This is a genomic window from Microcoleus sp. T3_B1 (genome assembly GCF_036700445.1).
In the GTDB taxonomy this organism is placed as follows: domain Bacteria; phylum Cyanobacteriota; class Cyanobacteriia; order Cyanobacteriales; family Microcoleaceae; genus Microcoleus.
The window spans coordinates 38,363-51,715 of record NZ_JAUBOX010000012.1; the positions used below are offsets into that span (position 1 = coordinate 38,363).

Annotated in this window: 6 protein-coding genes; 2 read left to right on the forward strand and 4 right to left on the reverse strand. The window is 46.4% G+C overall.

The window, feature by feature from the left end; translation table 11 throughout:
• Nucleotides 1-47: 47 nt before the first annotated feature.
• A complete protein-coding gene (locus tag QT990_RS09080; RefSeq protein WP_333465148.1) occupies nucleotides 48-725 on the reverse strand; it encodes a DNA-binding response regulator in 678 nt (225 codons plus the stop codon).
• 338 nt (nucleotides 726-1,063) lie between these two features.
• Nucleotides 1,064-2,335: an FAD-dependent hydroxylase gene (locus QT990_RS09085; RefSeq protein ID WP_333465149.1), complete on the reverse strand. Its 1,272-nt coding sequence runs from the start codon at nucleotides 2,333-2,335 to the stop codon at nucleotides 1,064-1,066.
• A gap of 89 nt (nucleotides 2,336-2,424) precedes the next feature.
• Here QT990_RS09085 and QT990_RS09090 point away from each other — a divergent pair, with 89 nt between their 5' ends.
• The gene (locus QT990_RS09090; RefSeq protein ID WP_333109292.1) at nucleotides 2,425-2,547 is read left to right on the forward strand and encodes a hypothetical protein; all 123 of its coding nucleotides are present in this window, start codon (nucleotides 2,425-2,427) and stop codon (nucleotides 2,545-2,547) included.
• Between the two features lie 259 nt (nucleotides 2,548-2,806).
• Here the strand turns inward: QT990_RS09090 and QT990_RS09095 are convergent, their stop codons facing one another.
• Nucleotides 2,807-6,313: a PAS domain S-box protein gene (locus tag QT990_RS09095; RefSeq protein ID WP_333140012.1), complete on the reverse strand. Its 3,507-nt coding sequence runs from the start codon at nucleotides 6,311-6,313 to the stop codon at nucleotides 2,807-2,809.
• 580 nt (nucleotides 6,314-6,893) lie between these two features.
• The gene (locus QT990_RS09100; RefSeq protein WP_333140010.1) at nucleotides 6,894-8,021 is read right to left on the reverse strand and encodes a serine/threonine-protein kinase; all 1,128 of its coding nucleotides are present in this window, start codon (nucleotides 8,019-8,021) and stop codon (nucleotides 6,894-6,896) included.
• 300 nt (nucleotides 8,022-8,321) lie between these two features.
• Between QT990_RS09100 and QT990_RS09105 the strand changes: the two genes are divergently transcribed.
• Nucleotides 8,322-13,268, forward strand: coding sequence for an FG-GAP-like repeat-containing protein (locus QT990_RS09105; RefSeq protein WP_333465150.1), 4,947 nt, complete (start codon nucleotides 8,322-8,324; stop codon nucleotides 13,266-13,268).
• Nucleotides 13,269-13,353: the final 85 nt, after the last annotated feature.

Genomic DNA, 13,353 nt, shown 5'->3' on the forward strand with positions numbered 1-13,353 from the left:
TTACCATGATTGGTGGTTTGGCGGTTGACGCTCCCCCGTATCAATTTCTACCCCATCCCGAACAAGTAATCGAAGTTACCGTCTCCCACAGAGTTTTTAAGCGTATTGATAATTTTCCTTGTATTATCGTGAGGCCCTTCAATATAATAAGGTTTTCCATTGCGACCGAATTTCAAGCCAATTTCGCTGGTTGATTCTCCTAAATGAGCCTTCGACTGCTCGAAATCGCGATGCGGTTCAAAGCCTAATGTTTTGGCATAAGCGATCGCACCCCAAACCAGGGCTTGTGCTTGCTCTAAACTAATCTCCTCGTACTCTTGCATAAACTGCGAGTAAGAAAGCTGAACGAAATTTTTATATTGGCTATCGTTGCAGTTACGTGGCGGGATGACATCCTTGACTCCCAAACACCAGTAGTCGATCAAATAAGAGGCTGTAACAAAACGATTGTATCCCTTGGAACGAGTCACCACCACTAAACCCAAACCGCTCGTTTCAGAGGTTTCATTCCCCAACAATACCTTCGCAAAATTTACATCCACGAGACATTGAGCAACGGGCAATAACTCTCCTTTTTCGGCGCTAGCGAGGGCTGTTTGTTCTGCATGAGATTGAAGAAAGGTACTGACTTCGGATGCTTTCAATCCTAACTTTCGGGCAATTTGTTTGGGCGTTAATTGGCGATCGCGCAGGTTGAGAATTTCTTGTTCTTGTTCGGGCTGCATAGTTTTTCTATTGCCGTCAGGGCTGGGTTCGAGCTGAGTCGATCATTGTACCGCGTTTTTGCGACCAACTTCGTAACATTGCAAAGATTGAGGAAAAAACCCGGTTTCTTTGATGGTGCGAGTGGCGAGAAACCTCGGTTAGCCCGATAGTCCGCCAGGGGTTGAAACCCCTGTCTCATAGCAAAAGTCCTCTGAAGAGGACTAAAGAGTTTTTCATTTTTATATCGGATTTTCAGTCGGTTTCAACCGACTTTCGCTATTAGCCAGGGGTTTCAACCCCTGGCGGTTGTGGCAACACCGCTAGAATGCAAGCAACATAGGAAAAAACCCGGTTTATTCTAATTTTGCGCTAATTTGGGCGGCCGCCCCATTAAACCGGTCATCAAGCGCAAGGCTAAAAATCTCACTGGGGGAATTGTCCGCAAACACCACAATCCGAAGCGGCGAAATGCTACAATTGGCAGCCAAGTATTAGAAAATAATCTGTCTAGAAAATCGGTAAATCCTAACACGATTAAATTCTCTTTTTTCCGCCAGTTGTGATACCGTTTCAATACTCGCAAATCGCCGATGTCTTCGCCTTTTTGGTGCGCTTGCTGCAAGATTTGGGCGATCGCCCCAGCGTCTCGAATGCCCATATTTAATCCCTGGCCGCCCACGGGATGGCAGCAGTGGGCCGCGTCCCCAATTAGTGCTAATCTGGGCAAAACGTAGCGATCGCTCTGCATTAACTGCACCGGAAACAAAAAGCGATCGCTCTCCAATTCCAAACGCCCCAAAAGCCCGCCCGTGCGCTGTTCCAACAAAGTCAAAAACTCTGTTTCATCCATTTGTTGCAAAGCTTTTGCTTCCGCGTGGGGTGCTGTCCAAACAACTTGACAACGGTTCCCAGGTAATGGTAAAACTCCCATCGGGCCGCTCGGCCAAAAGCGCTCAAAAGCGATATCATTGTGCGGTTTTTCTGCTTTAATAGTGATAGCAACGCAGGATTGCCAGTATTTCCAGCCGCGAGTGCTGATGTTGGCTTCGGTGCGGATGCGCGATCGCGAACCGTCGGCTGCGACTAATAATTTGGTGCGAATTGTGCGGGTTTCGCCGTGTTGTTTGACTTCTATTTCCGCGCAATCGGTTAAATATTTTACCTCGACTACTTCCGCCGGACAAACCCAACTAAAATTCGGGTTTTTTGCCAAAGATTCTTGCAAAGCTGACAGCATGACTCCGTGCTCGCCAACGTAACCTAAAGCTGCTTTTGGTACGGGCAATTTGCCAGTATTTCCCAAATCCGGGCGGTGGAATTCGACGACACCGGGATAGTCGCCGTCGCAGAGGCTAATTTGCTCGAAGGTGGTGATTTGCGGCAAGATTTGCTGCCACACGCCGATACCTTCTAAGATCATTCCTGATAGCAGGGTGATTGCATAGGCTTGTTTTTTGGCTGCGGCGGCGGCGGGGAGTTGGGTTTCAATTATAGCGATTTTTAATCCAGAATCTTTTAACGCGCTGGCTAAGGTGGCCCCGACTATGCCACCTCCGACGATGGCTATGTCAAAGTCGAGTGTCGGTGTTTGCGTGGAGGCTGTTGTTGGAGAAAGTTGGTTTACAGGCATTTTCAAGGGATTTATTTAAGTGAATAATCATATTTACTATTTTATTGTAAAGAATTATTGCAGTTTGGGGCGATCTTGAGGCAGAGCTTATGTCATATCAATTCTGGCTGTGCCGGAATGATATCAAATCCCATCGCACATTTCTCTCAAATTCGATCGCCCATCAACCCAAAAATCCCATCGGCCATCAACCCAAAAACCCCGGCGGTTGAAACCGCGTCTACACAGACAAAACCCGCCTCCGCGGGTTGAAGAGTCGTAGCGTAGCGGGGCGTAAGCCATCGCACATTTATCTCAAATTCGATATTTCTTCGTCCGCGGAGGCGGACATCGTTTGTGTAGACGCGGTTTCCAACCGCCCGGTTATATCAAATCCGCTAGCTTCGGAATGATATAATTGTAGGGAAACGGCACTGCCGTTTCCTGATTTCGGGTAATATTAATTCCGATGCCACCGATCGCAACTAACAATTAACTACCAACTGCTGCTAATTGATTATTTCCTGTGACTAGAGGCGATACTTTTTGGCAAATGGGAATCTCGATGACAAACTCTGCACCTTCCCCAGGCGTGGAAATACACTGCAATTTGCCTCGGTGTTTTTCAACTATAATCTGATAGCTGATTGACAGCCCCAAGCCTGTGCCTTTGCCGACTGGTTTAGTAGTAAAAAATGGGTCGAACAACTTGCCAATAACTTCTTGATTGATTCCCATGCCGTTGTCGGCAATCCGAATTGTTACTGTCTCGGAATTCGCACTTGTGCTAATCCGAATTCGGTTGTGACGAGCATATATTTCTTTTGAAGAATGAGTGCTGTTGTACTCTTCGAGGGCGTCGATCGCATTTACTAAAAGATTCATAAATACTTGATTGAGCTGACCTACATAGCACTCGACTTTTGGAAAATTGCCGTATTCTTTGATAATCTCAATAGCGGGACGAAGTACATTAGCTTTAATCCGGTGCTGCAAAATTAGCAAAGTGCTTTCGATTCCTTCATGAATATCTACTCGCTTCATCTGCGATTCGTCGAGTCTGGAAAAGTTGCGTAAGGATACAACTAAGTCGCGGATGCGATCGGCTCCAACTTTCATTGATTCCAAAATCTTCGTAAAGTCTTCCATTAAGTAATCGACTTCAATATCTTCGGCTGCTTCTACAATTTCCGGGACGGGATTTGGGTATTTTTCCTGGTAAAGGTGGAGCAAACCGAGCAAGTCTGTGGCGTATTCGTTGGCGTGGGTGATGTTGCCGTAGATGAAGTTAATCGGATTGTTAATTTCGTGGGCGACGCCGGCGACTAGCTGGCCGAGAGAAGAGATTTTTTCGGTTTGGATTAGTTGAGTTTGAGCTTGGTGCAACTCTTGGACAGCTTTTTCGAGCTCGGCTGCTTGCGATCGATACTGTCCCTCGGACTGCTTGAGTGCTTCCAAAACTTGGACTCGATCGCTAATGTCGGTGTGAGTTCCCACCCATTCGCGAATGCTGCCGTCGGCTGCCAAAAGGGGGACGCCCCGCACCCAGAAGTGTCTGTAGCTGCCGTCGGCAGCCCGCAAGCGGTGCTCGACTTCGTAGAGACTTTTTGTTTCTATGGCCCCCATCCAAGCTTGAATTGTGCGATCGCGGTCTTCTGGGTGCACTGCTTCTATCCAGTTGTCCTTCTCTTTCCAACTCATGCCCGTATAAGCTATCCAATCAGGCTGAGGCTTGTCGAAGATTCCGCTAGCGTTGGTCGTCCAAACCATCTGTGCGGTGGCCATTGCCAGCGATCGGTATCTTTCCTCGCTCAGACGCACAGATTCTTCGGCTTGGCGGCTGGCTGTCACGTCGCGCAAAATAGTTGTGAATATGATTTCGCCTGCCACTTCGAGTTTGGAAATAGAAACTTCGGCGGGAAATTCCGTACCATCTCGGCGGCGGGCGAAAATTTCTTTGCGGTTGCCCATTTTTCGGGCTTGTTTAACGCCACCGCCGAAATTGCTGACGAGGTGACTATGATGCGTGGCAAAAGCTTCGGGCAACAGCAGGCTCAGGGATTGCCCGATCGCCTCAGCAGCCGTCCACCCAAAAATCCGTTCTGCACCTTGGTTGAACAGGATAATTTTTTGGTCAGCATCCACAGAAATAATCGCGTCCTCGGCAATTTCTAAAATGCCGGCGAAACGAGCTTGTGACAGTTGCAGCGCCTGTTCAGCTTGTTTGCGATCGCTGATGTCGCGGGCGATCGTCGAAATGTATGCGAGTTTGCCGTCCGGTGCGGAGTGGGAGATGATAACTTGGCTGATGGGAATTTCGAGTCCCGATGCTGACACGAAGGCTGTTTCTCCACTCCAAAAGCCCTCCGAAACAGCGGTGGCGATCGCTTGATTCAAATTGCTGCGGCCTGACGCTGGCGTGAATTCTGCAACTTGTCGCTTGGATATATCCTCGTTTTCGCCTATACCCACCATTTTTCTGCCTGCTTTGTTGATGTAAATCGGGCGTCCTTCGAGGTTGGAGATACCTACAAAATCGGGGGTCGCTTCCAGAATTGCTGCCAGACTTCTGTTGGCGATTTCGGCTTGTTTACTCTCAGTAATATCCCGCGCGATGCTAACTATACCGCTGATATTTCCTTGTCCGTCCCGGTAAGCGCTTTTTGTAGAAAGAAATGTCCGCAAATTGCCTTTAACTGGCAGTTCTTCTTCGATCGCTTCCGTTGTTCCCGCTGCCATAATTGGGCGATCGGTTTTTATAATATTGCCCGCAATTTCCGGCGGAAATAACTCGCTGTCATCTCTGCCGATAATGTCGTCTACAGACTTGCCAATTATACTGGCTCCTGCAGCATTAAGCATTAGGTAACGGCCATGAATATCTTTGACAAATAGGGCGGCGGGCGTACTGTTGATGACTGCCATCAACAGGTTATAGTTTTTTTGAAGCGCCTGCTTTGTTGTTTGAGAGTCGAAAATTTGCTGCTGCAATTGCTCGTTGGTGATTTGCAGTTGGAGAGTCCGTTTCTCAACTTGAGTTTCTAAGTCTAATTTAGCTTTCCTCAGTCCCAGTTCCGCTCGATAGCGCTTCCGGTCTGCGCTGCAGAGAGTTTTGGCATTCTGCCAAATCAGAACTGTAAAAATAATCACGTTCAATACACTTAACAGCGATATCCCTACCTCCGGCGTGTAGGCTTGTAACCGATCTCCCAATAGGATGAAATAACCGACTAAAGGCGGGATAATGATTGCCCGTGGCAACAAGCGCCTCGCCATGATGCCGCCCGCGCGATCGCTCGTCATTACTGATATCAATCCTCGCTCTGGACTGGCAAATAAAATACCGAAGCTCAGCAACATAAATGCTGCGGCAGTGTGCAAAGCCATGCCGGTATTTTTGCCAATTTGGTAAAATAAAGCTTTGTCGTAGAAATAGCCTATCAAACCCATAAAGGCAATTAAAAATGCACAACAGCTTAAAATTTGAATCCGCAAGTATTTAGGCCGACGTTCTGACAGCAGCAGCAGCGCTATTCCCAGCAATAAAAAAGCACCAGCAGTATTCGGTGCCATGCGTCCTGGTGTTCCGGGGGTTGTCAACCTGTAACTTTCTTTAAATAGCAGTTGGTCGATGCCTAAATCTAAATTAAAGCTATATTGAACTAGGGTTAATAGGCTAATTAATATAATTAAAAATGAACATACCAAAATTAAATATTTATGCTTTTTTTGATACTTTCTTGCTGTTAATTCTGGCCGCCGCCGCTGTTGGATGAATAGAGAAAACCCGCCCAAAATAAAGCACACCGCAGTATTGGCTTTCATCGTCACGAGTCCGGGCAGAATGCTTTTTAAGAGTGGCAGATCGAATATCCACCCCAAAATGACTATACAGCCGATCGCCATTACTGCAATACTCGCTTTTTTGGAAAAAGACTGGACAGCAGCCATTCGGGTTGAGGGCGTTTGCAGTTGTTGTGCTCGTTCAAAAACTTCCAATTTCTCGCTCCCTCCAATTATTGGGGTTTATACGTATCCAAGGTAACAATTAAGACTTTAGGTATATTGTCGCCCGCTATACAAAGCTGCCTAAGATTTGGTTAAAACTGCTAAGCATAAAATATGAATTATTTTATCTAACTTTAGAGAGATAGTCAAGTGAAGGTTGAAGGCTCTTATGTAAAAGGCATTCGGCAGAATTCAATAATTTTTCTTGCTGGTTAGTTAAAACACAAAATTCCTTGTTTCTTCAGCCTTGTTCCTTGTTTCTTCAGCCTTGTTCCTTGTTCCTTCAGCCTTTTTCCTTGTTCCTTGGAAATTAGCGCCCGATTCATTGGTCGGGCTGAGCGTTTTTACTCAGTCCATCGAGGCGTAATGGTAGCGGATGAATCGATCGGCAATAAGATCACTCGCATTGTAAACCGGGTGCTGCGGGTGTGGGAAATGCGATCGGCACAACAATAAGACTCGGCGGTTGAAACCGCTACTACACAAACAAAGTCCGCCTGCGCGGACTAAAGAGGGGGATATTAAAGTGGGATTTGGTAACGGTCAACAGTCAACTGACAACTGACAACTGTCAACTAACTCCCAACTTTTGAAGTGCTTCCAAAGCTTCGGTTGCTGACGGGTAACGCTGGGGGAAATGGTAAAGCACCATCTTGTCTAAAACGCGAGCCAACTCCGGGGTGACAGTTGCATTTTTCTGCCAGATGAGATTGCCTAAATTATCAACTCTGAGTTGTTTCGGGCGCATTCCTGTCAAGGCTTGAATCCCGATGAGCCCCACAGCATAGATGTCGCTGCACAATTTCGGGGAACCGATGGCTTGTTCGGGAGGAATGTAGTCTTGCTGAGTACCGCCGCGCGATTTCGTTTGACCGATGCTGTTTGGTGAAGTGTTGATTTCTTTAACTGCCCCAAAGTCAATTAATACAATCTTGCCATCTGATGTCCGCCTGATTAAGTTTTGAGGGTGAACGTCGCGGTGAATTACATCTTGTTTGTGAACAAAAACAAGCACTTCTAAGATATCTTTCAACAAAGCGATAACCTGATGTTCTTGCCAGGGTTGACCTTCGATTAGTTCTTGATACAAGGGTTGCCCTTCGATGAATTGATAGACTAAATAAAAATATCCATCTTCTTCAAAGCGAGCTAACAATTCTGGTATCCGATCGTGTTGGCCCAATCGATATAAAACGCGCGTTTCTCGATCGAATAAATGGCTGCTTCTCTCAGACTGGCTTTTGAGGCGCTTGACGAGGCACAAAGGTCGATCGGGCAAATTTTCATCTTCAGCCAGATAGGTATCGCTGTACTCGGTGTTCACCAAATGTTCTCTAATTCGGTAACGCATCCGCAGCAGCTTTTGCAACATCGGATCGACAGATTTAGCGGGTTGTGTGCCTTGTACAGCTCTCATGATACAGTCCCAAAGATTTGCTCCGACTACTCTTTCTTCTTGACCGAGAATTTCTGCTTGTCTCAGTACCTTTGTCAGTTCTTTCCACAAGTTGTAGCCGACATACCGCCCCAGGTAGCCCACTGTGTACCCGCGGGCGATCGGATCGTTTTGCTGAATTTCTTGATAGGTCAAACCCCCTACAACGCCTCGAATTATCGACTGTTGCAACCGACTCAGGTGTTTTTCCGTTTGTTCGTATACCAGATTGTCCAAAAAGATTATTGCTTCTTCTACCGTCATAGTTTCATATTTTAAGTGATTTGTACAGGAGCCACGCATTTTTATATCCCTAGATTTCTGTTATATATGATTTCTCTTAAATTTGCTAGATTGTCTACTTATTGAAATATATTTTTACCAATATGACTTTTATGACTTTAGGTTATGAATTTTATGAATTGACGTTTTAAGTAGTTACTGGTACTATCTCAAATACAACTTTTAACTAGAGAGTACATTGCCAAATTAGGGTCTCGCAGATTCGGCTTTACAACTCCAAACATCAGAAACGACTGTTGTCAATTAATAGGTAAATTAATCATGTCTATCTTCAGTACCGCAACCAGCTTCCCTGTCGGCGAAGGGCCGAGTGACGTTGTTGTAGCAGATTTTAACAAAGACGGTAAGCCAGATATCGCCACAGCGAATCAAGGAACTAACAACATCTCGATTCTGTTGGGCACAGGCACTGGCAGCTTTGGCACTGCCAACAACTTTAACATCGGCTTTAAGCCCATAAGTCTGGCATTAGGGGACTTTAACAGCGACGGCAACCTCGACATAGCTTCTGTAAAGAGGGACAGCGCAGATGTAGGTCAAGTAGCCATCCTGTTGGGAAATGGCACAGGTAGCTTTGGCACTCCCACGAACTTTGATACGGGGGAAGCTGATGGGAAGTCAGATTTTGGCCGTGGTGTTGGTGTGGGTGACTTTAACAGCGACGGCAAGCTAGATTTAGTTACGATAGGCAATAACAATCTATCGATCCTGTTAGGAACTGGTACAGGCAGCTTTGGGGCTCCTACTAACCTTAATGTTAATGGGTCGAATTCGCGGTTTTTCGCCGTGGAAGACTTTAATGCTGACGGCAAGCTCGACTTAGCTTTCATAGACTCTTCTGATAATGTATCGATCCTGTTGGGGACAGGGACAGGCAGCTTTGGGACTCCTACTAAATTTAAGGCGGGGAACGATCCGATCGGGCTCGCCACAGGGGACTTCAATGGGGATAACAAGCCAGATTTAGCTGTAACAAACACCGAATCTGACGAATCTGACAACGTATCAATCCTGTTGGGGACAGGGAAAGGCAGCTTTGGGGCTCCCACTAACTTTAATGCGGGGGACTTTCCCAATAGCGTTGCTGTTGGGGACTTTAACAGCGATAACAAGTCAGACTTAGCTGTGACGAACGATGATGGTATCTCCATTTTGTTGGGAAATGGTACGGGCAGTTTTGGTGCGCCCGCCAACTTTTCGGCTGGGGAATATCCCTTTATCATTGCTGTTGGGGACTTTAATGCTGATGGCCTGACAGACTTAACTACGACAAACGATACTGAAGAATCTAGCAACGTCTCGGTTTTGCTCAACAACAACAATACGCCTGTAGTGAATTTTGGTGCTGCTACCTACAGCGGCAGAGAAGGAAACGCGAATAGGGTTGTTGATATTCCGGTGACAATCAGCAGCAGTCCCGTCAAAGATTTGACAGTCCCGATCGTAATTGACTCTAGCAGCACAGCCACCCAAAATTCAGACTACACTTTTTCACCTGCCACTGTCACATTCCGTGCAGGTACTAACACTCTCACTCAGAATGTTGCTGTCACTATCAAAGCTGACAATATCGCAGAAAACGCCGAAACAGCGGTGTTCAACTTTGGCACGATTACTGATGGGATTGCAGGTAAAACAAATCAAGCAAAATTGACGATCGCAGCTAATGATACTAATGCCATAGCTTACGCCATTGCTACTGATACTGCCAGTATGACCGAACGCAACATTATCACTACTCCCGTTACTTTTACCGTGACTCGCAGTGGAGGTATCAATGCTGCCAGCAGTGTAAATTACGCAATAGGAGGAACTGCTACAAATAGCAGCGATTACAACAATATCGGTGGCACTTCTGGAGCAACTGCTACTACTGGTCAGATTGATTTTGCTGCGGGTCAGAAATCGAAAACGATTACTCTCAATGTGTTAGCCGACACCATAATTGAAGCAGATGAAACTATTGCTGTCACCCTGTCAAATCCCACAGATCCAGGGGTAACACCAACTATTACCACTGAAACGGCTACTACTACTATCAAAAATAATGATTTGGCCGGCTTTAGGGTTAATCGAAAAGCGGTATCAACAACAGAATCTGGTGGCAAAGCAGAATTTACGGTCAAATTAAAGGCTGCACCAACTGCTGACGTTACCATCGGCTTGAGTAGTTCCAATACAGGGGAGGGAACTGTTTCGACGAATAGCTTAACTTTCACTCCCGCTAACTACAATAAACCGCAAACAGTAACGGTGACTGGTGTTGACGATTTGGTAGTTGATGGCAATATTGATTACAAAATTGTCACGGCGGCTGCTGTCAGCACCGATCCTAATTACAATAACCTTAATCCTAATGATGTCACCGTCACCAACAGTGACAATGAAACTTCGGGAATTACGGTTAATTCGACTGAGGGATTAACTACTGACGAAGATGGGAACACTGCCAACTTTGATATAGTCCTGAATACCAAACCAACTGCTAACGTGACTATCGGTTTAAAAAGTGACAATGTTGCCGAAGGAACAGTTTCGACTAATAGTTTAACATTTACTCCTATTAACTGGAATACACCGCAAGAGGTAACAGTAACTGGGGTTGACGATCGCATTGGTGATGGTGATATTGACTACACAATTGTCACGGGTACTACTGTTAGTACCGATCCGAAATATAACAACCGAAATGTAGCGGATGTTAGCATTACTAATGAGGACAATGAGACTGCTGGTGTTTCTGTTAGTCTTACCGAAACGGAAGTTACAGAAGGCGGCGCGAATGGCAGTTACCAGCTCAAATTAAAGTCGCAGCCAACAGCCCCCGTTACCATCAATCTCACAACCAATAATCAGATTCAGCCGATCGCCCCTGTGACTTTCACTCCAAATAATTGGAATGTTGCTCAAACCGTTACGGTAAAAGCTGTTGACGATACAGTTGCCCAAGGTACAGACAGCGCTAATATTACTCACACTGCAACCAGCACTGATGCTAAGTATAACGAAATTTCGGTGCCAGGGGTGATAGTGGCGATCGACGATAACGACACTACGCCGACACCGACGCCGACACCGACACCGACGCCGACACCGACGCCGACGCCAGTTACGCCGACACCAACGCCGACGCCAGTTACGCCAGTGACGCCGACACCAGTGACGCCAGTCACCCCGACGCCAGTGACGCCGACGCCAGTCACCCCGACGCCTGCAGAAGTGACGCCGACGCCTGCAGAAGTGACGCCGACACCAGTGACGCCAGTGACGCCGACACTAGGGACGCCCCCACTGATACTTGCAACTCCAGACATTATTATTAATGTACCACTGGGATTCTTAGTCACTTGGGAAACAGGTGACGCAGCCAGATTCTTTGTCAAACTCAACAGCCCACCTACTGCTGATGTGAGTATTACTTTTAGTACCAATAATGCGGGAGAAGGAGTAATTGACAGGCCAACTGTTACCTTCAATTCTACTAATTGGAATGCAATACAGATGGTGAGTGTAAGAGGCGTTGATGATTTTGTATTTGATGGAGACCAAAATTACCTTATTATTGCCGACCCTGCTGTTAGCGCCGATCCCAATTACTCCGGGTTAACTACATCAATTGTTTCCGCTTACAATAATGACGATGACGATCCTCTTCTTGAGACGAGCGTTATTATAGGCAACGTTATTGATGGTTACATCTCCGGTGCAACCATCTTCCTAGATGCTAACAAAAATGGCATTAAAGATAGTAACGAACCATCAACTACTACTGACTTTAACGGTGCATATCAGCTCGATATTCCCTTGGAGACTTTCGACAAAAATAAAAATGGGAAAATCGATGCAGATGAAGGCAATTTAGTTGCTTTTGGCGGGACGGATACTGCGACAGGTTTGCCGCTGGAAATGCCTCTTTCTGCACCTGCGGATGCTAATGTTGTCACTTTGTTAACCAGTTTGGTAACTGATTTGATGGCTGGGGGAATGACGCAGAGTGAAGCCGAGTCAAAAGTTAAATCTACTCTGTCTATTCCTGCGGGAGTTGACTTGAGCGACTTAGATCCGATCGCCTCTACAGCAAAAAATGAGCCTGGGGGCGTTGAAACTCTAGTCGCCATGACAAAAGTCCACAACGTCATCACCCAAACCAGCAGCCTCATAGACGGTGCATCTACGGCGGACAATGCTGCGATCGTCAAAGCTGTTGTCGGGGCAATTAACAGTAAAATTAAATCCGGTGGTTCCCTGGATGTGAGCGATGCGGCACAGGTAGAAAGCATTATCGAGCAATCTGTTGCCAAGGTCAAAGAAATTGACACCAATCTCAACACTGAAAAACTTTCCCAAATTGCCCCGGAAGCTGCGAAGGTAATGGCTGAGGCAAATCAAAGCACGGATAAAGTTAAATCTAACTTTTTGCCTGAGTTTATTCCCTCGGAAATTGCCAAAGTCCAAAAGGTGACATTAGGTGAAAGTTCGATCGCCCTCGAAGAAGCGGCGGCTGGCACAAAACCAATCGCACAGGTAGTTTCCGAAAATACAGGCGAATTTTTAACGGCCAAAATTCAAGGTAATCCAGCACCTTCTCAACCTGCTGTTCCGGTTGTACAAGGTGATGTGGAACTTGTCAATAATTCTCCTGAAATTCTCGGTGATGAGGGCAAAAATCTTGTCGGTACTGATGATAGCGATACTTTAATCGGCGGCAGCGGTAACGATTTTATCAGTGCCAGAAAAGCTAGTGATTCCCTCGATGGTGGCAGCGGTAATGACAGCATTTACGGTGGCCGGGGACTAGATATGCTGACAGGTGGCAGTGGATCTGATATCCTATTTGGAGGCCGCGGTGCTGACAGTTTGGACGGCGGTATCGACAATGACAGTTTGTACGGTGGCAAGGGAGATGATACTTTGCTTGGCGGTTTGGGAGATGATTTTTTCAGCGGCGAAAATGGCAACGATTTTCTGACAGGAGGTAGCGGGATCGATCGCTTTTTGTTAACTCCAGGTGGCGGCTCGGATACGGTGCTTGATTTTGAGGTGGGTATCGATAAATTTGCGATCGATAACAGTTTGAATTTCCAGCAGTTAGAAATTAGTCAAACTGCGGGAGGAACGCTGCTGAAATTGGCCTCAACTAATCAACTTTTGGCAACAGTCACTGGGTTGAATAGTTCGATTACTGAATCGGATTTTGTGTTGGTTTAGAGCCAACTCCAGCGTAGGGGCAATCCTGTGATTGCCCTTCTCAATGAGGTAGGCACTAAAAACGAATCATTTGTTAAATCACTTT